Origin of the sequence: Cycloclasticus sp., assembly GCA_040743155.1 — a bacterium.
GTDB lineage: Bacteria > Pseudomonadota > Gammaproteobacteria > Methylococcales > Cycloclasticaceae > Cycloclasticus.
In genome coordinates this window covers 99,365-122,947 of record JBFLJU010000001.1, presented here as the reverse complement: position 1 = coordinate 122,947, position 23,583 = coordinate 99,365, and the positions used below count along the sequence as shown (strand labels likewise).

At 44.4% G+C, this 23,583-nt stretch carries 26 protein-coding genes; 6 read left to right on the top strand and 20 right to left on the bottom strand.

The genetic code is table 11. The features are described 5' to 3' along the window. Positions 1-24 precede the first annotated feature (24 nt). The 3 genes from AB1Y31_00570 to mpl form a co-directional block, all read right to left on the bottom strand. Entirely contained in the window at positions 25-912 is an 888-nt protein-coding gene (locus AB1Y31_00570) for a rhodanese-like domain-containing protein (protein ID MEW4981658.1), read from the bottom strand. A 90-nt stretch (positions 913-1,002) separates the two neighbouring features. Beyond that, the gene (locus tag AB1Y31_00565; GenBank protein ID MEW4981657.1) at positions 1,003-1,587 is read right to left on the bottom strand and encodes an LON peptidase substrate-binding domain-containing protein; all 585 of its coding nucleotides are present in this window, start codon (positions 1,585-1,587) and stop codon (positions 1,003-1,005) included. 8 nt (positions 1,588-1,595) lie between these two features. After that, complete coding sequence (gene mpl / locus AB1Y31_00560) at positions 1,596-2,951, bottom strand: UDP-N-acetylmuramate:L-alanyl-gamma-D-glutamyl-meso-diaminopimelate ligase (protein MEW4981656.1); 1,356 nt, start codon at positions 2,949-2,951, stop codon at positions 1,596-1,598. A gap of 135 nt (positions 2,952-3,086) precedes the next feature. On the opposite strand from mpl, the gene apaG reads away from it, so the two are divergent. Both apaG and AB1Y31_00550 read left to right on the top strand, forming a co-directional pair. Continuing rightward, positions 3,087-3,470, top strand: a complete 384-nt coding sequence (gene apaG, locus AB1Y31_00555) for a Co2+/Mg2+ efflux protein ApaG (protein ID MEW4981655.1) — start codon at positions 3,087-3,089, stop codon at positions 3,468-3,470. 11 nt (positions 3,471-3,481) lie between these two features. Then, a complete protein-coding gene (locus AB1Y31_00550) occupies positions 3,482-4,309 on the top strand; it encodes a symmetrical bis(5'-nucleosyl)-tetraphosphatase (GenBank protein MEW4981654.1) in 828 nt (275 codons plus the stop codon). On the opposite strand, the gene AB1Y31_00545 is transcribed toward AB1Y31_00550, so the two are convergent. From AB1Y31_00545 to AB1Y31_00525, 5 genes are all read right to left on the bottom strand, one after another. Continuing rightward, positions 4,306-4,788, bottom strand: a complete 483-nt coding sequence (locus AB1Y31_00545; GenBank protein ID MEW4981653.1) for a dihydrofolate reductase — start codon at positions 4,786-4,788, stop codon at positions 4,306-4,308. The two genes, AB1Y31_00550 and AB1Y31_00545, sit on opposite strands and share 4 nt — an antisense overlap. Positions 4,789-4,846: 58 nt before the next feature. Beyond that, complete coding sequence (locus AB1Y31_00540) at positions 4,847-6,418, bottom strand: PAS domain-containing methyl-accepting chemotaxis protein (GenBank protein MEW4981652.1); 1,572 nt, start codon at positions 6,416-6,418, stop codon at positions 4,847-4,849. Between the two features lie 147 nt (positions 6,419-6,565). After that, entirely contained in the window at positions 6,566-7,360 is a 795-nt protein-coding gene (gene thyA / locus AB1Y31_00535; GenBank protein MEW4981651.1) for a thymidylate synthase, read from the bottom strand. Positions 7,361-7,363: 3 nt separating this feature from the next. Continuing rightward, the gene (lgt, locus tag AB1Y31_00530; GenBank protein MEW4981650.1) at positions 7,364-8,134 is read right to left on the bottom strand and encodes a prolipoprotein diacylglyceryl transferase; all 771 of its coding nucleotides are present in this window, start codon (positions 8,132-8,134) and stop codon (positions 7,364-7,366) included. Between the two features lie 135 nt (positions 8,135-8,269). Then, complete coding sequence (locus AB1Y31_00525; GenBank protein MEW4981649.1) at positions 8,270-10,276, bottom strand: sodium-translocating pyrophosphatase; 2,007 nt, start codon at positions 10,274-10,276, stop codon at positions 8,270-8,272. 175 nt (positions 10,277-10,451) lie between these two features. Here AB1Y31_00525 and ppa point away from each other — a divergent pair, with 175 nt between their 5' ends. After that, positions 10,452-11,000 (top strand): inorganic diphosphatase, encoded by a 549-nt coding sequence (gene ppa / locus AB1Y31_00520; GenBank protein ID MEW4981648.1) that lies wholly within the window; start codon positions 10,452-10,454, stop codon positions 10,998-11,000. A 16-nt stretch (positions 11,001-11,016) separates the two neighbouring features. Here the strand turns inward: ppa and AB1Y31_00515 are convergent, their stop codons facing one another. Together AB1Y31_00515 and moaD are read right to left on the bottom strand one after the other, a co-directional pair. Further along, positions 11,017-11,469 (bottom strand): molybdenum cofactor biosynthesis protein MoaE, encoded by a 453-nt coding sequence (locus AB1Y31_00515; GenBank protein ID MEW4981647.1) that lies wholly within the window; start codon positions 11,467-11,469, stop codon positions 11,017-11,019. Position 11,470: 1 nt separating this feature from the next. Further along, on the bottom strand, positions 11,471-11,704 hold the full coding sequence (gene moaD, locus AB1Y31_00510) for a molybdopterin converting factor subunit 1 (GenBank protein MEW4981646.1): 234 nt from the start codon (positions 11,702-11,704) through the stop codon (positions 11,471-11,473). 81 nt (positions 11,705-11,785) lie between these two features. Between moaD and moaC the strand changes: the two genes are divergently transcribed. The 3 genes from moaC to purU are packed head-to-tail and all read left to right on the top strand — an operon-like array spanning position 11,786 to position 13,585. Further along, complete coding sequence (gene moaC, locus AB1Y31_00505) at positions 11,786-12,268, top strand: cyclic pyranopterin monophosphate synthase MoaC (GenBank protein ID MEW4981645.1); 483 nt, start codon at positions 11,786-11,788, stop codon at positions 12,266-12,268. A 2-nt stretch (positions 12,269-12,270) separates the two neighbouring features. Continuing rightward, positions 12,271-12,708 (top strand): HIT family protein, encoded by a 438-nt coding sequence (locus AB1Y31_00500; protein MEW4981644.1) that lies wholly within the window; start codon positions 12,271-12,273, stop codon positions 12,706-12,708. Between the two features lie 7 nt (positions 12,709-12,715). Next, positions 12,716-13,585, top strand: a complete 870-nt coding sequence (purU, locus tag AB1Y31_00495; GenBank protein ID MEW4981643.1) for a formyltetrahydrofolate deformylase — start codon at positions 12,716-12,718, stop codon at positions 13,583-13,585. Between the two features lie 148 nt (positions 13,586-13,733). Here the strand turns inward: purU and AB1Y31_00490 are convergent, their stop codons facing one another. The 10 genes from AB1Y31_00490 to AB1Y31_00445 form a co-directional block, all read right to left on the bottom strand. After that, positions 13,734-14,480, bottom strand: coding sequence for a PilZ domain-containing protein (locus AB1Y31_00490; GenBank protein ID MEW4981642.1), 747 nt, complete (start codon positions 14,478-14,480; stop codon positions 13,734-13,736). Positions 14,481-14,549: 69 nt separating this feature from the next. Beyond that, positions 14,550-15,122 (bottom strand): prepilin-type N-terminal cleavage/methylation domain-containing protein, encoded by a 573-nt coding sequence (locus tag AB1Y31_00485; GenBank protein MEW4981641.1) that lies wholly within the window; start codon positions 15,120-15,122, stop codon positions 14,550-14,552. Between the two features lie 99 nt (positions 15,123-15,221). After that, a complete protein-coding gene (locus tag AB1Y31_00480; protein ID MEW4981640.1) occupies positions 15,222-15,911 on the bottom strand; it encodes a prepilin-type N-terminal cleavage/methylation domain-containing protein in 690 nt (229 codons plus the stop codon). 15 nt (positions 15,912-15,926) lie between these two features. After that, the gene (locus AB1Y31_00475; protein MEW4981639.1) at positions 15,927-16,859 is read right to left on the bottom strand and encodes a hypothetical protein; all 933 of its coding nucleotides are present in this window, start codon (positions 16,857-16,859) and stop codon (positions 15,927-15,929) included. Between the two features lie 39 nt (positions 16,860-16,898). After that, positions 16,899-17,303, bottom strand: coding sequence for a hypothetical protein (locus tag AB1Y31_00470; GenBank protein ID MEW4981638.1), 405 nt, complete (start codon positions 17,301-17,303; stop codon positions 16,899-16,901). Next, complete coding sequence (locus AB1Y31_00465) at positions 17,300-17,920, bottom strand: hypothetical protein (GenBank protein MEW4981637.1); 621 nt, start codon at positions 17,918-17,920, stop codon at positions 17,300-17,302. Before AB1Y31_00465 ends, AB1Y31_00470 begins: the two co-directional genes overlap by 4 nt. Beyond that, on the bottom strand, positions 17,917-19,470 hold the full coding sequence (locus AB1Y31_00460; protein ID MEW4981636.1) for a hypothetical protein: 1,554 nt from the start codon (positions 19,468-19,470) through the stop codon (positions 17,917-17,919). Before AB1Y31_00460 ends, AB1Y31_00465 begins: the two co-directional genes overlap by 4 nt. Further along, positions 19,470-20,672: a type II secretion system F family protein gene (locus AB1Y31_00455; GenBank protein ID MEW4981635.1), complete on the bottom strand. Its 1,203-nt coding sequence runs from the start codon at positions 20,670-20,672 to the stop codon at positions 19,470-19,472. The genes AB1Y31_00460 and AB1Y31_00455 overlap by 1 nt, the downstream gene beginning before the upstream one ends. Position 20,673: 1 nt before the next feature. Beyond that, positions 20,674-22,377: an ATPase, T2SS/T4P/T4SS family gene (locus AB1Y31_00450; protein MEW4981634.1), complete on the bottom strand. Its 1,704-nt coding sequence runs from the start codon at positions 22,375-22,377 to the stop codon at positions 20,674-20,676. Then, positions 22,370-23,581 carry a tetratricopeptide repeat protein gene (locus tag AB1Y31_00445; protein MEW4981633.1) on the bottom strand — a complete coding sequence of 404 codons (1,212 nt, stop codon included), beginning with the start codon at positions 23,579-23,581 and terminating at the stop codon, positions 22,370-22,372. Before AB1Y31_00445 ends, AB1Y31_00450 begins: the two co-directional genes overlap by 8 nt. Positions 23,582-23,583 lie beyond the last annotated feature (2 nt).

Here is a 23,583-nt window from a genome sequence, read left to right as displayed (position 1 = left end):
ATTCAGCAGCCTAGCTTCACTTAATTATTCAGCAGGAGCTATCGGTAAACCCGATTGCTGACTCCACTCAAACCAAGAGCCATCATAAGCACGTACGTTTGCACCCAACACACGCAACGCAACGTAATTAACCGCCGACTCTTTACCTTGGTTGCAATAAACTGTATTCATTTGATTCGTAATGACGCCTTTATAAAGCTCTTTCAGCTCGTCAATAGGCCTAAAGCTGGAATAGTTTTTTGTTAGGTTGCTAGCCCACGGAATATTAATCGCTGAAGGGATATGTCCAAACACTGCCGTTTGAGACTGCTGCCCGCTGTACTCTTGCTCACTTCTCGCATCAACTAACCCTTCACTTTCCTTGGTGATTGCTGCAAACACCATTAACATCGTTGCAAGTTTTTCTTCTTTTAAGGTTGGGTAAACATCTGTTTTCTTGGTAGCCAGCTCACCTTTTTCGGTTGGGTAGCCTAGTTTTTTCCACTCTGAAAAAGAACTATTCATGATGGCAACCTTTTTAACACCAAACGTCTCCAGCACCCAGAACAGCCTTGAAATATCCAAGAAGTTTCTGCCGCCATAAACAATAATTTGGGATTGTTGCGTCACCCCTGCATGATTCATAAGGTCACGCATTTCAGGAAGAGAGGCTACTAAATCCGAACGCCCCTTTTTGGTGAATGTTTCATCTGTCGGCATCGAAACTGCACCTTGAATATGCCCCCGTTTAAACGCTATAAAAGGGCGGGCATCAACCAGCGTAACCTCTTGTCGGCTCATGATTTCTTTAACCTCACCTACCGTCAGCAAAATATTATTACTGCTGGCAGCTTGGCCACAAGCAGCACACAAAACAAGTATTAAGGCTATGACATACCTTATCTCAGCACAGCTCTTTCTTTTCACATGCATTTTAAAATTATTATTTAGTAAGCAACTTTTTCTTCGAAAAAAAAATATAGCAGAAAAAACCAAATCTTCAAGGCAAGCAAGGCATTGAAATCACCTATTTGTAAACAGCCCTAAAATCATATGCAACCTTTCAACGGGGTCATCAATTTCCAATAAACGTTGGCGGATAACTCCTTCCATTGGTAGCACCTCTGTTAAACGGCAACCCACCCAATTTGCATTGTTGAGTTGCTCCGCATCCGGCGAGATATTAATTGCTTGCTTCTTAAGCACAGTTTCCAACATGCCCGTTAATTTGAACAACTCATTCGGCACAGGCACCACTGGCTTTTCATCCATTATTTTGATGGTCGCTGTTATTAAGTCTTGGCTAGAAACCTTACTGTCTAATATTTTGAACCGCTGACAACCCAGCACCTCAATCTGTAACACATCACCTTTAGATTGCTCCCAATTAACAATCTTTGCCAGAGTGCCTATTTGATAACACCTTGCAGCGCCACCCACTTCATGGCCATTGGCAATCATGCAAACACCAAAAGGCACGTCTTGCTTTAAACAACTGCTCACCATATCTAAATAACGTGTTTCGAATATTCTTAACGACAACACCCCCTCAGGAAAAAGCACTGTAGACAAGGGAAAGATAGGGACATTTTCTGTTGGGATACGCATCGTTAAGCTTACTGACTCAGCAACTCTTCAACCGTCTGATGAATACCACCAAAACCACCATTACTCATAAATAGCACCTGATCATTTTCTTTCACTTCTAATATGATCGCATTAATCAACGTATCCATGCTTTTAAATACTCGAGTATTTGCATGGGCCTCTACATCCATCCGCCAGCTTATTTCATCCGGCAGGTAAATAAACGCCTGATCCGCATCCACCAACGAGGGCAATAGCGTCTCTTTATGCACGCCCATCTTCATGGTGTTTGATCGCGGTTCTAATACAGCAATAATTCGCCGCTCACCCACCTTGCCCCGCAAGCCGGCCAAGGTACTCGCAATGGCCGTTGGATGGTGAGCAAAGTCGTCATATAAAGTAATGTTATTGATAACCGCTCGAATTTCCATACGACGCTTAACGTTTTGAAAGGCTGCTAAGGCCTCTATCGCTATCGCAGGTTTCACCCCAACATGATTAGCCGAAGCCAGTGCAGCCAAAGCATTTGAGACATTATGTCGGCCACTTAATGACCAAGCCACTCGCCCCACTTTGTCTCGCTGATAGTACACATCAAACTCACTTTCACCTGCGCTTATATTATCGGCAAGCCACAACGCGTCAGCGGAGGCCTCTGCAGAAAATTGTTCAACCGCTGTCCAACAACCCAAGTCGACTACTTCATCTAAATTGCTATCATTGGCAGGTGACAGCAATAAGCCATTACTCGGCACTGTTCTAACTAAATGGTGAAATTGGCGTTTTATCGCATCAAGGTCCTCAAAAATATCAGCATGATCAAACTCAAGATTATTTAAAACGCAGGTTTTTGGACGGTAATGGACGAATTTTGAACGCTTATCAAAAAAGGCCGTATCGTACTCGTCCGCCTCAATAACAAAATAATCAGATTCACCCAATCGAGCCGAAATACCAAAATTTAAGGGTACCCCGCCGATTAGAAAACCTGGGTGTAAGCCCGCATACTCCAAGATCCAGGCCAACATTGAGCTCGTCGTGGTTTTCCCATGAGTGCCCGCCACGGCCAACACCCAACGACCTTGCAGCACGTGCTCAGCCAACCATTGCGCACCCGACGTATACGGCAGGTCTAAATTCAACACCGCCTCGACTTCTACATTACCCCGTGATAATGCATTACCAATCACAACGATGTCCGGTTTTATCGCAAGATTATCTGCGCTGTAACCTTGCATTAACTCAATGCCTTCTGCTTCAAGCTGTGTACTCATCGGTGGATAAACACCCGCATCAGATCCAGTGACTGTATGGCCCATCCGCTTCGCCATTACAGCAAGCCCACCCATAAAGGTGCCACAAACACCTAAAATATGTACTCTCAAATCACCTTTTCCTTGATAATATCGCTTGAGACCATCTTACTTCAGATGCCGTTTATAATTAAAGTTAAAGACGTACTTATCGCTACGGCTTAGCTTTCTACTGACCAGAAAGAAAAATTACCCTGAAATAAACTTATGAGTGAACAAAAACTTCAAGACATCCAAATCGATGTAGACACCGCTTACATCGCTTCTTCGTCAGAACCAGAAGCGGCGCGATACGTCTTTGCTTATTCCATTACCATAAAGAACACAGGCAACATTGAAGCTCAGCTGCTGAGCCGTCATTGGATCATCACCGATGCCAACGGAAAAGTACAAGAAGTGCATGGTGAAGGCGTCGTCGGCGAGAAACCACATCTACAGCCGGGTGAGTCTTTTCAATACACCAGTGGTGCTGTGATTGAAACCTCGGTCGGTGCCATGCAAGGCAGTTATGACTTACTCGACTCGGACGGCGAAAAATTTAGCGCAACGATTCCACCGTTCTCTTTATCCATCCCCAGAACGCTGCATTAAAGTAGAACCAGATGACAACCTACGCCATAGGGGATGTACAGGGTTGTTATGATCCTCTCCGTCGACTCTTAGATAAAATTAATTTCGACCCTAACGAGGACCAATTATGGTTTGCAGGCGACCTAATCAATCGCGGCCCTAAATCGTTAGAGACCTTACGTTTCATCATCTCGCTGGGCGACAGCGCACGTAGCATCCTCGGCAACCATGAATGCCATTTTCTAGCGTCGGCTCGTGGTCACAAAAAACCGCACCGTAGCGATACTTTTCTAGACATTCTAGAAGCCGATGACGCTGACACACTCATCGACTGGGTTCGTTCCCAAGCCTTCTTGCACGAAGATAAAACACTGGGTTACACGATGGTTCACGCAGGGCTGCCTCCCCAGTGGACGCTCAACGACGCTAAACAATACGCAAAAGAGTTAGAGGCTGTTTTTAAAGGCAATCAATTTGATGCTTTCTTAGCCGACATGTATGGCAATGAACCGGCTCAATGGCATGATAATTTATCAGGCAACGATCGCCTCCGTTTTATCATTAATTGCTTCACACGGTTACGCTTCTACAATCAACATGGCGAACTGGAACTCAACGAAAAAAAATCTCCCAGTGCGCAATTAGATAAATTAACACCTTGGTTTGAGGTCAGCGGTCGGAAAACAGTGAATGACAAGATAATCTTTGGCCACTGGTCAACGCTGGGTTTAAATAAGAAAAACAATACCTTTTGCTTAGATAGTGGTTGCCTGTGGGGCGGCCAGTTGAGCGCGATCAAACTAGACCGCTCAGAACAAATTATTTCTCTCGATTGCGATTGTTCTCTAGAACCTTATTAAATCCGTTGATAAGTAATAAATGAAAATGGGTAGGCGTGCTTCTCATCTGGCTCATGATTCACTTGCTCTACTATTTGCCATTCCGCCGCATTAATCTCCGGAAAAAAGGCGTCGGCATCAAAGTGTTGCCGCACCACCGTTACATATAGCGTATCCACCCTAGGTAGCATCTGTTCATAAAAACTAGCGCCACCAATCACCATCACATCGTCAAATTCTTTAGCCTCTTCTAGCGCCGAGCTGATCGAGTGAACGACCGTCACCCCTTCCGCATCAAAACGCTCATCACGCGTAATAACAATATTCTTTCGGCCCGGCAACGGTCTACCAATAGATTCATAGGTTTTACGCCCCATGAGAATAGGCTTGCCCATCGTTACTGCTTTAAAGTGCTGGAAGTCTTTAGGCAAATGCCAAAGCAACTCGTTATCTTTGCCGATGGCGCCGTTATCGGCCATCGCCACAATCATTGAAATCATAAAATATTACATCTAGGTTAAAGAGTACGGGCGAATAGCATAACCCGTTTTTTCACTCCTATTTTACTTGTTTAAACCGTAACGTCATACCATGGACTTCATTGGCCGTTTTGGATAAATCCTCGCATAGCTCCTTTGCGCTGGCCGACTGGTCCGAGCTTTCTCGAGCTAATTCACTTATTTGTTCTACGCTATTCATCACCGAGGCGGTCACTTGGCTTTGCTCTTCAACCGCGGCTGCAACACTGAAATTCATCCTTTCAATGGCTACAACTTCCACAACAACCTCGTCTAAATGCCGGTGCGTTTCTTGAGCGCTATCGACTGTCAGCGCCGTTTGTTTCAAACCATTTTTCATCGCTACCCCAGCATCGCGCGAGCGCTGCTGCAATAACTCCACAATTCGCTGAATTTCCACCGTTGATTCTTGCGTTCGAAGGGACAACGAGCGAACTTCATCTGCGACCACCGCAAAGCCCCGACCATGCTCTCCAGCTCTTGCCGCTTCAATAGCCGCATTCAAGGCAAGTAAATTTGTCTGCTCAGCAATGCTTTGAATAACACCTAATACACCGTTAATTTCATCACTATCGCTCTCTAGCTGTTGAATAACGCCACTTGATACATCCATTGAATCGGCTAATTGAGCAATCGCTGCAATCGTTCCAGATAACACCACTTGTGCCTCATTAACTTTACTCGACACCTCTGTCGTCGCATTTGACGTATTAGATGCATTATTCGCCACCTCTTGAACCGCAAGGTTCATTTCGCTCATGGCATTTAACACAGACTCCGTTTGTTGTTGTTGAACCAGAACACCAGAGTAGGTTTTTTCCGAAGACTCCGCTAAACCAGAAACCCCATTACTTATACTAGCAAAAGACTCTTCTATCCGACCGACAATGGTACGCAAGCGCGCCTCAAGCATTAGACTTGAAAATTGCAACTGGCCAATACTGTCTGTCCGGCCCGTATATAAATATTGAATTAAATGATTATCCGCTATCGCCTTACTTGTCCTTGCCGCAACACTTAATGGCTTCAATGCAACTGCAATAGCCGCATAACCAAGAACACAAGATATAACGGCGACGCTCGAAAAGAGCAACATTGAGGCACCTGTTAAATAAGCCGTAAGCGAAAGCAAACTGACAATAATAATCAACGAGCCCAATAACGTTACTTGAACACCTAAACCCGACTTTAACGGATTAGCACGACTATTATTTAAACTTGTATATAGCGCCTCAGCTCGTTCTAGCGTTTGCAACGCCGGTTTGACACGAACTGACTCATACCCCACCGTTACTCCGTTTTCGACAATAGGTGTAACAAATGCATCAACCCAATAAAAACCACCGTTCTTACAGCGATTCTTAACAACGCCCATCCAATGCTTATCCGCTTTAAGGTCACCCCAAAGATTTTGAAATGCAGCTGGCGGCATATCAGGGTGACGAACCATATTATGACTTTTACCAATCAACTCTTCACGACTAAAACCTGATACGCGCACAAACGTATCATTCACACTGGTAATTCGCCCCTTCAGATCGGTGGTAGAAATAATTTCGTCAGCATCAGTTAAGATCACTTCTTTCGACGTGACAGGTAAGTTCTGTTTCATTTTAAGTTCCTATGTATATTCACAGAGAACTTTGCACCCAAGTACTCTTAAACGGAGTATTGTTGAATACTCAGATATTGCTTGGGATTTTCGTTTAACATTGACTGGAATTGATTTAAATCAATTCCAGCGCCATCTAACTTACCGTCAAATTGCGACCGGCGCTTTAATTCCAGCATGTGACTCATATCCGACTATGTCGAAATCTTCGTAGTTATAATCAAACAAGGTATCAGGTTTGCGAGCAATCTTTAATTGAGGCAGCGCCAATGTATCACGCGATAACTGCAAATTTGCTTGCTCGAAGTGGTTGCTATACAAATGCACATCACCACCAGTCCAAACAAAATCACCCACTTCCAGCCCCGTTTGTTGCGCGACCATGTACGTTAACAAAGCATAACTGGCAATATTAAAGGGAACACCGAGGAAAAAATCGGCTGAACGTTGATACAGTTGACACGACAAACGACCATCTGCCACATAAAACTGAAATAACAAATGACACGGTGGTAGCGCCATATCGGGTATTTGGCCGACATTCCACGCACTGACTATCAAACGCCGCGAGTCGGGGGTGTTTCTTATTTGCTCTAGCACCTCACTCATCTGATCGATGCTATCACCTGATGGCGTTGGCCAAGAGCGCCATTGATGACCATAGACGGGGCCCAAATCACCCTTTTCATTTGCCCATTCATCCCAAATACTCACGCCATTATCTTTTAAATAGCCGGTATTCGTATCACCATTTAGAAACCACAACAGTTCATGAATAATGGAACGCAAATGAAGCTTCTTAGTCGTAACCAGTGGAAAACCTTTAGACAGGTCAAAGCGCATTTGCCGACCAAACACAGACCGCGTGCCCGTACCCGTTCTGTCCTCTTTATCGGTTCCATTATCGAGGATATCTTGCATTAACTCTAAGTACTGCTTCATTTATTAGACCTTTTTTGAATTGGCTTTAAACATTAAGATTGCTCCTAGTAACAACATAGGGGTAGTGAGTATTTGCCCCATGGTTAACCAGTCAAACGCTAAATAACCTAGGTGGGCATCGGGGAGCCGTACAAATTCTACGGCAAATCTAAACACCCCGTAGCCTATTAAAAACAAGCCTGATATCGCCATTACCGGCCTTGGCTTACTTGAGTAAAGCCATAATATAATAAATAACGCGAGGCCTTCTAAGGCCGCTTCATATAAGCTTGAAGGGTGTACTACACCTAGATTTGGCACCGACACACCTAAAACAAAATCAGTTGGCTTGCCCCATAACTCACCATTGATGAAATTACCTATACGCCCCGCACCTAAACCGATTGGCACCAATGGCACAATAAAATCGGTCACTTCGAAGAAACGGTGTTGATACTTTTTAGCAAACAAAAACATGGCAATAATAACGCCCAACAAACCACCGTGAAATGACATGCCACCTTGCCAAATTTTAAATAAAATAAGGGGGTTATCGGTAAACGCTGGAAAGTTATAAAACAACACATAACCAATCCGGCCACCCAAGACCACACCCATAGCGGCATAGAAAATTAAGTCATCAATTTGCTCTGCATCCCAGCCTATTTTTTTTGCTCGTAAACGCCCTAAACACCACGCGCCCGCAAAACCCACCAGATACATTAACCCATACCAATGAATTTTCAGACTTCCCAAAGAAAGTGCAACGGGGTCAATATTTGGATAAGACAACATACGAAAAATTATTAGTTTTAGGAGTAAGCATTATAGGAGATAGCTCTTCAACATTTTTAACAAAACAAAGGGTTTAAGAAACAAAAAGGCAACTGCTGATGCAGCTGCCTTATCTGTATCGTTTACGAGAACGCTTTAACCCAGCAAAGGCGCGATGACCAAGCTCACAATCGCCATCACGTTAATCAAAATATTCATTGATGGACCCGATGTGTCCTTAAACGGATCACCCACGGTATCGCCCACCACCACAGCCGTGTGAGTATCTGAGCCCTTACCACCGAGATTGCCTTTTTCAACATATTTCTTTGCGTTATCCCACGCCCCACCGGCATTAGCCATCATTAGCGCCATCAATACGCAGCATAGTAAAGCTCCAGACAGCATGCCGCCTAAGGCTTCTGCGCTGATTAAAAAACCAACTAACGGTGGCGCACTGATCGCAATAACACCCGGCACGATCATTTTTTTAAGTGCCGCTGTTGTCGCAATATCAATACATCTAGCCGTGTCTGGTTCTGCGGTACCTTCTAATAAGCCATCTATTTCTCTAAATTGACGGCGAATCTCTTTGATCATTTCAAATGCCGCATCGCCAACAGCTGTCATCGTCAGCGCCGCGATGACAAAAGGAATAACTCCACCGATAAACAAACCAATTAATACCTGCGGGTCATTCAACTCCAATGAAAAATCAGGCACATGTGCCGACACTGTTTCAATAAACGCAGTAATGATGGCCAACGCAGCCAATGCGGCCGCGCCAATCGCAAAGCCCTTACCGATCGCGGCGGTTGTATTGCCTAGTTCATCTAATGAATCGGTGATCTTGCGCGTTTCTTCACCCAAGCCCCCCATCTCAGCAATGCCGCCCGCGTTATCGGCCACAGGACCATAAGCATCAATGGCCATGGTAATGCCAACCGTTGCCAACATACCAACTGCCGCGATACCCACACCGTATAAACTAGCAAAATGGCTAGCCACTCCAATCACTCCACAAATAGTAAAAACAGGTATGGCGACTGATTGCATGCCCACGGCTAGTCCAGAAATCATCACCGTGGCTGGCCCCGTTTCACCCGATTTCGCTATATGTTGAACCGGCGCGCCAGCGGTGTAATATTCCGTCACAAGGCCAATAATAATGCCGCCCACCGCTCCTGCTAAAACGGCCATCCAGACATACGTATTCACGTCCATCATTAAAATCAGCAACAGTGCCACCACAATAAATAGTAAAGATGCCCCCATCGTTCCCATGCGTAGTGCTTTTTCTGGTGATTTTGATGCGTTCTTTTTTACAATGATGATTCCCCCTATCGAACAAAGTAAGCCGATAGACGCTAATGCTAGGGGTAAAAACATTAAACTTGATTGGGCACCAAGCTCTGACAATAAAACAGCTGACATGGTTGATGCAATCGCAATCGTCGCAATCATTGAGCCGCAATAAGACTCAAAAATATCAGACCCCATACCAGCAACATCGCCTACATTGTCACCCACGTTATCGGCTATAACACCGGGATTTCGCGGATCATCTTCTGGAATACCCGCTTCAATTTTACCCACCAAGTCAGCGCCAACATCTGCACTTTTAGTGAAAATCCCGCCACCCACTCGTGAAAAAAGAGCCACGACTGAAGCGCCCATCGCAAAACCATGAATCGCGTGCGAGGTTTCTGGGTCGCTACCAAAGAACAGGTACATTAAACCTAACCCCATCAAACCGAGTGACGCGACCGCCAAACCCATAATAGAACCACCGAAGAAAGCGACCGACAGCGCGGCCTCTGCGCCATCTACGTGGGCCGCCGTGGTGGTTCTAACATTCGCCTTAGTCGCGGTGTTCATACCAATGTAGCCCGCCGCTCCCGATGCCAAGGCACCAATCAAAAAACAGAGCGCCGTTGCCCAGCCCAAAAATATAAAGGTTAAAACAAATAATACAGCGGCAACATTAGCCAGCATTTTATATTCGCGCTTCATAAAAACCATCGCACCTAGATGGATCTGCTCAGCAATTTTCGCTACCGCTCCTTCACCTTCTGGGTACTTCATCACTAAGCCGTACACATACTTGGCTGCGTATAAACCAAAACACCCTATGATAGGGGGCAATAAATGACTCAACTCCATGTTTTTCTCCCGATGTTTTTTTATTGATCTAGAATTTTTAATTCACACAAAAATACAACAACTCGTCTTTTTTAACCTGCCTATAAGAATGGTGCAAGTATAAAATTTAATTAATTTAGCGCACCCCTGTATAATGCAGCACAGCAATTATAAAATATAAAACATAGGAAATAATATGAGCCTTAATTTAGTCCCGTCAGGAAACGACTTACCCCACGACATTAACGTCATTATTGAAATACCCTCACATGCTGATCCTATTAAATATGAAGTCGATAAAGAGTCAGGCTCATTATTCGTAGACCGTTTCATGGGCACAGCGATGCACTACCCTTGCAACTACGGCTATGTGCCACACACGTTATCTGATGATGGCGACCCTGTTGACGTTTTAGTTATTACTCCAGTCCCATTAATGAACGGTTCTGTGATTCGTTGTCGCCCCATTGGCGTGCTAAAAATGACTGACGAAGCCGGTGAAGATGCGAAAGTATTAGCCGTCCCCGTGTCAAAATTAACACCGCTTTATGATGACGTAAAATCTCACAAAGACATTCCGGCCATTGTTTTAAACCAAATTTCTCACTTCTTTGAACATTACAAAGATTTAGAGTCTGGTAAATGGGTAAAAATTGAAGGCTGGGAAGGTGTCGAAGGCGCTGCAAAAGAAATCATGGAAAGTGTCGAACGCTACGAAGCTACCGACGACAAGCCTCGTTTCTAAAAACTGACAATTCCGGTTAGTAACCGCTGGTGTTTTTTGCAACCCAGCGGTTTTTTTCTGTCTGCTGATCGCTCGCACGTAGACTTTCCTTTTTCCAGAAAGGTGCTTTGCTCTTTAAATCTTCCATAATAAAACGACTGGCCTCAAAAGCGTCTTTACGGTGTGCCGACCATACTGCCACTAATACAATGGGGTCGTTCGGCAACAACTCACCGACCCGATGAATCACCAAAGCCTCTAACAGATCCCACTGTTCTTTCGCTGCCTGCACTATCTTCTCTAGGTGCTTCTCAGTCATCCCTGGGTAATGCTCAAGCACCATCCCGTTGATCAAATCACCCTCGTTCATATCACGCATCGTGCCAATAAAATTAGCGCATGCACCAAATTCACCATCCCGCCTCATTTCACGCTGGAACGTGGACAGCTCATGCCAAGGGTCAAACTCACTGTCGGTTACTTTAATCATCTTAACCGCCGGTTACAGGAGGAAAAAAAGCCACTTCATCACCCACTTTAACAATAGAATCTGCTTGGGCGTATTCTTGATTAACCGAATATAAAACTTGCTGTGATATTTTATGGCCCGCGCTAACGCGCTTCCAAACATCCCCAACCGTCGTCAACCCTTCCACACTGAGCTGCTCTTCGCTTCGCCCAAATATCTCTTTTAAACTGGCAAAATAAAGTACTTTTATCGGCATGATTTCTCCGTACATCTCGCTATTTGAATGTGTCATAATTCAACATATTACCACGCTAACAAACAAAGAAAGTCACTAGATATGTCAGAGCTCACACACTTTAACGCCGCCGGCGACGCCCATATGGTAGACATTAGCGCAAAGGCCGACACAGACCGTACTGCAATAACAGAGGGGTTTATTGAAATGGACGCCGCCACACTGCAACGTGTGATTGATGGTGATAATAAAAAAGGTGACGTGCTTGGCATTGCCCGTATCGCAGGCATTATGGCCAGTAAGAAAACCGCCGACTTGGTGCCTTTATGCCACCCACTCCCCATTACCCACGTGGATATAAAACTCGAGCCCGATACCAACAACAACCGCATTGTTTGCCAAACGACCGTCACCACCTCGGGTAAAACAGGTGTTGAAATGGAAGCACTGAACGCGACACAAGTTGCTTTACTAACGATTTACGATATGTGCAAAGCCGTTGATCGCGGCATGACAATACAGGGCGTTCGCTTGCTTGAGAAAAAAGGCGGTAAATCTGGACATTGGAAACGAGAGGCCGATTAACAATGCAATTTGAACTACACCCTAGACTCGCTGAGGACTGCCATTACCTTGGAGACTTTCCTCTGTGCGCATTATTGCTGAGCAAAGACGCGAATTACCCGTGGTACATACTTGTACCAAGAGAAGCGGGCATTAGTGAGGCTTTTCAACTCAGCCTTATCGATCAACAAAAATTACAACATGAATCATTACAACTCAGTCATGCTTTAAGTAAAGCCTTTACTGCTGACAAAATGAACATCGCTGCTTTAGGCAATATGGTGCCTCAATTACACCTTCACCATATCGTGCGTTATAAAAAAGATGCCGCATGGCCAAACCCAGTGTGGGGTTACGTTGACGCAAAACCCTATGATGAGGTCTCTCTAGCGGAGCGCACCCATAAAACATTGCAATTACTCCACAATATGAGCTTCACACCAACGCTCCCTACAGACTAGAACAAAAATGACATCGCATAATCAAGCATCCGCTATATTGTTGGCAGAGTGCCCTGACCAACCGGGCATCATCGCAAAAGTGACTGACTTTCTGTCACGAAACAATGGCAATATTGTTGATTTGGAACAGCACGTTGATACCGATGATAAGCACTTCTTTATGCGCGTTGAGTGGCAGCTCGAGCACTTCGCCATTCAACGTGACTCCATTCAACAAGCCTTTGCCCAGCAAGTTGGTTCAACGCTTAATATGAACTGGCAAATCGCCTTTTCTGATATTAAACCCCGATTAGCGCTGTTTGTTTCACAACACGGGCACTGTTTATTCGACATCTTATCTCGCTACCAATCGGGCGAGTGGAACGTTGAAATTCCTCTAATCATCAGTAACCATCAAGACTACCGGTCTCTCGCTGAAAACGCGGGCATTGCGTTTCATCACCTACCGATAACCGCCGACAATAAACAGCAACAAGAACAAACTCAGCTTAATTTACTGGCAGAGCATCAAGTCGATACCATTGTGCTCGCGCGTTATATGCAAATATTAAGCGCTAATTTTATTGATCATTACCCTCATCAGGTTATTAATATTCACCATTCATTCCTACCGGCATTCCCTGGCGCTAAACCGTACCATTCAGCTCATGAAAGGGGCGTAAAAATTATTGGCGCAACAAGCCACTACGTCACCACTGAACTTGATGCAGGCCCTATCATCGAGCAAGACATCGTGCGCATCAGGCATAACGACAACGTTGACGATTTAAAACGCAAAGGTCAAGACAACGAGAAAATTGTCTTATCCCGCGCGATCAGACACCACCTTCAACACGAAGTATTAGTGTATAAAAATCGTTGCATCGTCTTCGTTTAAACGCATCCAAATACAGGAAAATCATCGCTAAAAACTGGCCGTTTCTTTTGTAGCTCAACGACAGATGAAAGTTTTAAAGTAACCTGCGATACCGGCTTTTTGTCAGCACTTGCATTATCAAGAAACTACGGACTAGATACTCAAGGCACTAAGCTTGTTCAGATAGCATCCATTGGAAGGTATCGCTTATTTCTTGTAGCACATCAAATAAGTTACCAAACTCACGGCCCGCGTCTGTTTCAAACACGACCTTTTTCTGACCACGTACCAGTACTGGTTTAATCGTACAACGCGTTAAAGAAGTCCCTTCAGTATCTTTCATCGGCACCGTGATTGACATCGCCTGGGTATCAAATTCAAACAATGTGTCTAATTGGTATGAATGACCTTGTCCATCCACATCATCTTTAAGCAGTTCAATCAAACGTGATTTAAAGGCATTCACACCGTCAAATAAATGTATTTGGGCCTTTTTTAAACGCTTATGGTCCGCGTTTTGGCGAAGCTTTAATACCATATTGTCGGCGATGCCAGCAGAAAAATCCTTCACACGAACAGATGACAGCGTTTCGAGGCTAAGCGTCTCTTCAACTGAAGGCGCAACATCAATAAACAATACGCCGTATTGAGTCACATCATCTTTTTCTACGATATGACAAATAAGCGCCTTGCCTTCAATTTTCCGATGACCAACAGACAGCTCAATATAAATCTTTTGCAACAAATCAAAACTCAACTCATCCGATGCAAACGCCAAACCATTCTGGCTTACATCAATGGGTAAACACTCAACAAAAGAGGCATTTATACCCAGCGATAATTTACGCACCTTTATTTGCACATCTGGCAAATGAAGCCGTTTCTCGTTACGTCGATTTGATATTTGTTTTTTCATTATTTTATTTCATAAAAAAACCTTCCCATAACGCTCGGTAATGGGAAGGTCGTCATAAATCAGTTTTTACTACATTTCAAAACAAAGTGATACCGCCGTTCCCGATGCATACGCAGCCGATCCATCACTACGGACAGTTCCCGTATTGTAAACACCATCATCTTCTTTCGTATCTACAATTAGCGCGTCAGCTCCATCAACCCCACTCGCACAGACAACATTTCCGGATAATCCATTAGTCCCATTAGCGACAGTCAACGTCCCACCTAAAGAGTGGCTTGGTAACGTTGTTCCACTGCCGGTCAGCAGGTTAACGGCTCTTAGGTGAGCAAAGAAGTTTGTTTCTTCTGCAGGGGTGCCGCCTGAGCCATTCGCAATCGCTCCATTACCATCGCCATTACTGCTGGCTACACCAGTATGCGTCACACCAAGAAGGTCATCCCCAGGAATCGCGTTATAACGATCTCTATACGCGTACAGCGCCGTTGTAACACCACTAACATCAGTAATCACATTACGAATCTCAGCATTCTTAATCATTTCCTGCCCCTTAAGAACACCGCCTAGTAGTAAACCAATAATCACCAATACAATTGCTATTTCTACTAGTGTAAATCCATTTTGTTTATTTATATTGTTCATCCCAATTCCCTAGTTTTTATTTTATCCATCAAAGCTTATATTCACTGACAAAATATAGCGTAATAATAATAAGTTACAAGCCTAACTTTAAGTTTAGCGTCAGGGTAACTTTTTTGCTGCCACCATTTTTGCAATCAAATTATTTAAATTGACCCAATCTACAATATCGTCGTAGTTATTACTGCCACCACTCGCATACGTCTTGTCAACAAAAATGGCATCGTCATCCGTATTCTCACCTTCATCATTACCTGTCGCTTGCGCCCAGTTTTTACCGTGTGAAACGATTATCGCAGGCAAATTAGATGCAACGGCATTACCACCTTGACTATCCAATACACTAATATCACCTGCCGAACATATTTCAAACGATACGCCAGCCGTATCATCATCCGCACAACCTGAACCATCCGTTGTATCGGCATAGGTTGTGTCAACACGATAAGTGAAAGGTCTTTTCCAACCGTCCATTATTCCCACGCCCAGTGTGGCCCAAGGGACGTTACCATAAACCTGCGTACAAGCAGAGCCTGACATATCTTCTGCACCATCGCTATCTGTGTCAGGACACGGAAGCCGCCCATTTCTTATTGCGAAGCCAACTATCGATTCTTTAATTAGCCCGATTTCTTTCACTGTCGCTTTCCTATCCAAGCTTTCTAGCTGTACTTGCAAAGGCCCCATCAGCCCCCCAATCACTAAGCCAAAAACCAATAATACAATGGCTATTTCAACCAAAGTAAAGCCCTTTATTTTCCGAACGCAGAATAGCTCCTTTCTAGGTTTCATCTTCTATTTCTTCCCTTACCCATTTCCATTTCCATTTCCGTTTCCGTTTCCGTTTCCGTTATTATCCGCTATACATTGACCACCATTATTAGCGGTATAGCCTTCATCACACACAATATTCTTACATTGCCCACCATTGTTAGGCGCCTCTGTTACTAAGCAGCCATATATGTCGTCGACGCACTCTCCATCCTCATTAAGGCTATACCCCGTATCACATGACTGTATAAGCTCACAGACACCGTTAATTAATGTATAGCCAGCATCACACGAAGCGACCACCACGATAGAGCCTGTTATATCCGTTGTACTGAGCCATATAGAGACATCGTTAAACGCATCAGCCTTATCCGCCTGTATAAAAACAGTCGGGTTACTGGCTGCATTATTAACCCCACTGATGATATCCAAATAATTCACGGCATCATTCTTCTGTGCCGAAGAATCCGTACTGCCACACACACTGTTACTGCCACTTCCCATGCCTCGCAATTGTCCCGATAGCGCCTCTAATGGCGCTAATACAACAGCAACTATCCCTGTATCACGCGTATTATTATTAACATCTTGGATTTCAAAGTCACCGTCCACCAAACTCGCAGGCGCCACACCCTCGTAAGCTGCCGACACCGCATAACGCAAACATGCGCCATCACCATCCCTTAACGGTTTAACGCCTAGCGCTTGCCACGGCAACCAACCTTCTGCAGTTGAGCATGAATCCCCAAGCCCATTACCAGTAGAATCCGGACAAGGTAACGCGCCATCGTTGCGGTATGCGTAACCCACTAATGCACCTTTAGCCTTAGCCAATGCCTCGCTCGATACTTGATCTCGCTTAACCGTATTATCTTTTCTACCTGCTCCTGTCACCAAAACGGTAGATATCGTTAGCGCCAATATAAGCATTAGAATCAACAATGCAGCACCACCCTGCTTGTTGTTCATTCTATTGCTCATCTGCGTATTAACATTCATAACAAATATTTATTGATAGGCATCGACAACTTTATGATCATCAAGGTACATCTTCTGACCGGCTTTAAACGGTAACAAGCGCTCATTGCCATCAATAGCCATGTTTAATGTTTGCTCTTTTTCGCTTAGTTTCTTTACTAGAATGCCATTAATGGCATCATCTGGATTCACTCGCTGACCATTGACCCAGACAACCCCTTTCTCACGTTTATCATGGCTCTTGAAATAAAAACCATTGACCTTCAATACTTTTGTTTGCGGCTTAGCTGCTGGTGTTTCTATACCACCTCGTTCACGCATCGCATCTAGCGCGTGACGCTGAAGCGCAGTGGTAAAGAAGTCACCAAACGCATGCGCCTGCAACGATATAAAGCAAAGGAAAGCTGTCATTAGGTACTTATTAACTGCTCTCATTTATTTACCTCTCTTGAGACAAATGGTTTGACGGTATACCACGCTAATGAACAGCTGATACCCACGTTTCTTTTTATCTGATGGAATGAAATAACGTCGCCTTTGGTCATTTTGCACTCTTTTACGCGAAAAACACCCGGCGCAAAATCCGATAATTGCTGGGCAATCGTTACAAAATCACCTTCATGCAAAAGGTCTGCTTCGATGCTCATCATGCTTTCAGACAGCCCTAGCCTAGATTGGAAACCCGAACCAATATTAGACACCTCCCGCTGAGGGGCTATCGAATATTTAAAATTAGGCAATGTTAATTCCTCCGACAGCTGTTTTAAAACCTCCGTCCAAGCAAGCCTGTCTTCCTCTCCGTAAAACCCTTTTACTTTCAACGCCGAAAAACTATCACCAATCTCATTCAGTATCGCCTCGTCTTCCATTAAACGATCAATATCCCCATTCAGCTGGCCTTGCTTAGCTAAAACTCTCAGCATTTGCTCATCAATATTGCCCATATAAAAGAGGCTTAATGTCAGGATAAAAGCTGAGAGCGTCATAACGCCAATTAACTGTAGTAGTTCAACTTTCAATTTTTTTATGAATGAATGACCCGCCATTTTCACGATAACCCCATCGTAATTAGCAACGTAAATTCTACGGGCCGCTTCAAAGAGGCACCCTCTCCCAAGGTTTCAGCTATTTGTGCTTTGGCACTGGTATCAATCGCTGCCATTTCGCGTGTTACTTGTTGTATTTCTGGCTGCTCCATTAGGGCATCCGAAAAGTCACTCACTCTGTCTAAAATCACTCGGTTCCCTAAGCTAGCAGGCAGGCCGACCTTCAGCTTAAATTTCCTTAGTTCCTTAAGTTTATTCGTGAACGGACCGCTATTCTTGCCTCTACGACGCTGTTTATCTTGTTTGCCTTTTACCCAACTAAGTTCAAGCAATGAGATGGTATTAAAACCAGCATAAGCACGCGATAAAACGCTTAGCACACGATCAGGCCCGTATTGATACAGGCTAAGCAACTGATGCAAGTCTACGATTTGCTTCATTAGGCGCGGCTCAAGCTCCGTTACTTGAGCGCTAGCCGATAATACGTCTTTATGGCTTTCTAATTGCGCCACACCCGCTTGCAAAGCATCGACTTTCGCTTGCTCACTCTTCGCTAAAAAAATAATCACCGATGCAGCCACTATCGATAACACGAGCAAGCCCGCCGAACACCAACGAACAAAACCTTTCGCATGCTTGGTTTGAAACGAATCACACAGGCCTGCAGGCTTGAAATGTGGTTTTACATGTTTGAGCGAAACGTACGCCAACAATAATTCAGCTAAGCTCGAAAATGAGCCATGACTTCCTAGTTTTTTGTTTTTTGCTATGCCATCTAAGCTGACAGCCGACATGTTTACTTTATCGTTATCTGCTTGCTGCTGTAACAACTGCGCTGATTCGGCATCATCAAGCGCCAACAAGACATCCAGTTTCTGCCTTGAATCTAATTGCCTTGTTCCACTTAAGAAATGCCTCATCCTCTCAACTTCACTAAGCAACTGAGGAAAGACTTGCTCATGAGTTTCACCGCTAATGGACGTTACACGACTCATCAGCAGTTCACCCTCTTTCATAAACGTTTGACGATACAGTTTTTTACCTGGCGAACTACCTAATATCCTCGAAACAGTTAAGCTTTGTGGCGACGTTGGTAAAGCGCTCAGTAAATCCCGCTCAAGAATTGACGCCGAATAAACACCCGATACTTTTTGTTTCATCTGCATAAGGGCGTCAAAAACATGTTCGACTGCCGAGGGCAAAGGAACGCTTATTAACAGGTAAACATCGTCTTTACGCCCCGTCTTTTCTCTATAAAGATGCTTGCGCCACGTTAGGTTCGCGTTAGCGAATAGGCCTTTACACTTTCTGTCTAGCAGTAACTCACGGTCTTTCCCGCCGATATGTGGGATTTTTTCGTGCTTGAACTCTTCCCCCATTACATCGAGGAAAATGCTAAACGATTCGGGCTGATGCTTTGCTAAAAAACGTTGAAATTTATCAATATAGTCCGCATCAGTTAATGAGTGCGTGAAAATAGACTTCAGGCCGGCGCTGTCTATCTCACAGAAAATAAGTGACACATCGGACAAATAAAGTACGTGTTTTACCTGCATTACAATTCCAGATTGCCAATCAAGTCATAAATTGGCCCAAGTACTGACATCATCACCCAGCCCAATATCAGCCCTAAGATAACCGTCATTGCCGGCTCTATCATGCTTTGCAGCTTCTCAATCGAATCCTCAACATCCCTATTGAAGAAATAACTCACGTTGACTAATGATTTATCAAGCGCCCCTGTTTGCTCTCCCACCCGAATCATTCGCATGACTAATTGAGGAAATAACTGTGTTCTTGCAAACGCATCAGAAATACCCGTACCTTCTGTCACTTGGTCATGAATAAATTCAATTTCCTGTTTTACATAAGCATTGCCCACCACACCTTTAGTAATCCGAAGCGCCTCAAGAACGCCAATACCCGAACGATATAACAGTGCAAAGTTTGAGGTAAACCTAGCCAAAATTATTTTCTTTAACACAGAACCAAGTCCAGGAACCTTCAGAACATTTTTATCAAACAAGAGTCGCGCACGTTCACTGTTATTAAGCGTTATTTTCATCGCTATTGTGAACACGACGGGCAATGAAATAATTAAATACCAATAATTAACAAAAACATCAGACACCCCCATCAGTAGCTTGGTATGAAATGGCAACTCACCACCCATATTCGCTATAAAGCCAACCATCTGCGGTACTAGATAGATCATCATAAAACACAGCACTGCAAATACCACCGTACCAACAAAGGCGGGATACATAAGGATCTTTTTGGTTTGCGTAATCAGCTCATCTTGCCACTTAAGCGCTTCTTTTATTTCACCAAAAATAGTCGCTAACAAACCACTTTTTTCACCTACTTTTACTAGCTCAACAACTAGATTACTAAAGACTTTCTTTGAGCCTTCCATCGCATGCGATAACGTACTGCCACTGTTTATTTTTTCAATCAACTCGCCAACAACTTCTTTTAGTTCTGACGGCTCAAGGCCTTGCTTAAAGTCTTCTAGTGATGCCACAATGGGCACACCCGCCAAGATCATTTGCTCCATATAGACAAAGAAATCGATCAAATCACGACGCGTTATATTTTTCTGCAACAAATTAAGGCCTGACGATTTCGTTTTTGCAGAAATCAACGCACAGCCCGTTTTTTCTAAACGAGATTCTAAATCCAATATATGTAACGCCTCCATTGCACCTTTTATAACCACGCCGTCACTTCTAACTGCCTTGTAGTTATAGTTCGCCATCTTATTTTAACGCTGCCGTTAAATCGACCACTCGTGACAGCTCACTCAAAGTCGTATGCCCAGACAATATTTGTCGAATCCCATCTTTCACTAAACTTCTAAAGCCTTTCTCTTCGGCCATTTCGATGATCTCTCTTTGCGACGACTTTTGTGCAATCAGCTCATCTAAGTCTGTATCCATTCTCAAAATCTCAAGTAAGGCAACTCGTCCTTTAAAGCCCGTCTGGTGACAAAATGCACAACCAACTGCGGTCGCTAAATGCGTTACTTGCTCACCATCTGGGCCAAGCAATTGCTTCTCAATATCGGTTATCGCAGTTTGTTCTTTGCACTTAGGGCATAACTTCCTAATCAGTCGTTGACCAATAAGGCCTATGATGTTGCCAGATACAACATCCGGCAACACGCCCATATCTAATAATCGTGGGAACGCGCCTATGGCAGAGTTGGTGTGTAGCGTTGAGAAAACCTGATGCCCCGTCATAGCCGCCCTAAAACCCATTTCTGCTGTTTCTAGGTCGCGCATTTCGCCGACGAGAATGATATCTGGGTCTTGCCTCATTAGTGAGCGAATGCCATCGGCAAACGTCATTTTTGACGACATACCGATTGATGTTTGACGAATTAATCCCATCGGGTATTCAACTGGGTCTTCCAATGTCATGATGTTAACGGACTCATCATTCAAGTGGTTCAACATCGAATACAAGGTCGTCGTTTTACCACTACCCGTTGGGCCCGTTACCAAAATAATGCCTTCTGGCCGGGCCATTAAAAGTTTCAGTAACTGCTTGTTATCTTCTGCAATGTCTAAACTATCCAGAGGAACGATGGATTTATCGCGGTCTAAAATTCGCAATACAAAATTTTCACCGTGGATGGTCGGTTGTGATGCCACACGAAAATCAATGGGGTGACCGGCAACCTTCAAATGAATACGCCCATCTTGCGGTGCCCTTGTTTCCGCCAGGTTCATATTTGACATTACTTTCAAGCGTACAACGATAGAAGGCCAATATTTATTATGCAAACTCCTAATTTGATGTAATACGCCATCCAGTCGATAACGCACTCGAAGAAAGCCCGCTTCCGGTTCAAAATGAATATCCGACGCACCCCGTTTAACCGCATCCGTTAAGAAGGCATCCACCAAGCGAACCAGTGGGTGCGTATACTCCGCCGAATCCATGCGCTGCTGGGCTTCTTCAAATTCGCCGGTTTCAATTTCACGAAGAATGCCATCAATCGACAACTCGTAACCATAAAAGTGATCTATATTCCGTTCAATCTCTTTTACACCAGCCAGTACGGGCGACACGGTAATATCCGCCGGAATTACCGCTTTAATTCTATCCAACGCCAAAATATCAAAGGTGTCGGCCATTGCCAGCTGTAACACTTTGCTGTCTGCATTGAAGTCACAGGGCAACACTCTCAACTGCTGCGCTAACTTTTTATCAATAAAAGAGATAGCATCCGCATCCGGCACCACTTCATTCAGATCGATACTGTCTTCACCTTGAGACTCACCCAAGACTTCTTTTAATAATGTCTCGGTGATAAAACCAAGATCAATTAAAATTTTACCAATTTGTCCGCTCGATACCTTTTGTTCCTGCAAAGCAATCTTTAACTGATCCAGACTAATAATACCTCGATCAATCAGCTCATCACCGATCCTTTTTTTTGGCTGTAGCTCACTCATACACTTCACTTAACTCCGTTAACCTATTATTCACCCGTTCTAAACTCAGCGGCTTCGCTGACTGCTTATTAAGGTTCAAGGTTTTTTGATAGTACGTTTTTGCAGCGGTATATTGCTCTAACCTATCTAAACTAACCGCTAAATTGTAGGCGTACACCGTGTTATTTGGATTGAGTGAAAATGCCTTGAAATATGATTTCTGCGCTGCTGCCCACTTCAGTTGTTCCGCAAATGCGTGACCCAACGCCAAATGCACCTCGGGGTTATTGCTGTATTTTCCGACCAGCTCTTCGAGCACTTGCTGTCGCTGAACTGCACCTTGCTGATTGTACGTTTGCAGCAAGCCTATCTGCGCAATGCTGTTTGCGCCGTCCACGCGTAACACCCGCTCATACAATGCTCGTGCGGATTGCGCCTGATCGGTTTGACTCTCAATATTCGCCAAGCCTAATAACGCATCCACTTGATTAGGCCGCTTCTGCAATACACTGTTATAAAGACGAGCCGCTCGATCCAGTTCATTCCCAACCAATGCAGCGTAAGCTTCGCTAAGTTTATTGGTCAAACTTGATGAGGTTCTGCGTCTCTTAATTTGAATGGCGCTAGGATTTTCATCAGGCGAAGAAACCTGAGCAGGCTTCTGTATTAGTGCAACTGAATCCACTTTTTTGCTATCGGCCATGTCGACAACAGCAGCCACAACAGGAGTGTTAACGGCCTCTTTTTTAGTCGGCGCAAGCTGTTTAGCCATTGCCGCCTTTTGCGCCGCGACTTGATCCTTATAAGGCACTTGCTGATACCTTTCTTGATCGATCAGAAACAAGCTAGCCACACCAGTAAATAACAGCAGCACCAGTAATGCACCAATCTTTTTATACCCTATATTTTTAACTGGTTTCTTGCCGACGGAAAGGATATCAACTGACGCTGGCTTTATAGCGCTAGCCGGCGTTTTTTTCTTTACAAGCGGTTCGGTTACCTTAGCTTCAACGCTGACCGCCTCTTCTTGCTCCATAGAAACCGGCTCAACCTGTAAATCAACTGAACTGTTTGGCACCGCCTCGACATTAACCTTAGCCGAAACAACCTGCTCTTCTAACGTTAACTCAGCAGAGTCTCTAGGTATTGAGGTTACCTGCGCCGTGCCGGCTACCTTTTTTTTATTTTCTTCCGCCTGCTTTAAGGCATCAAGCAATAAGCTCATGG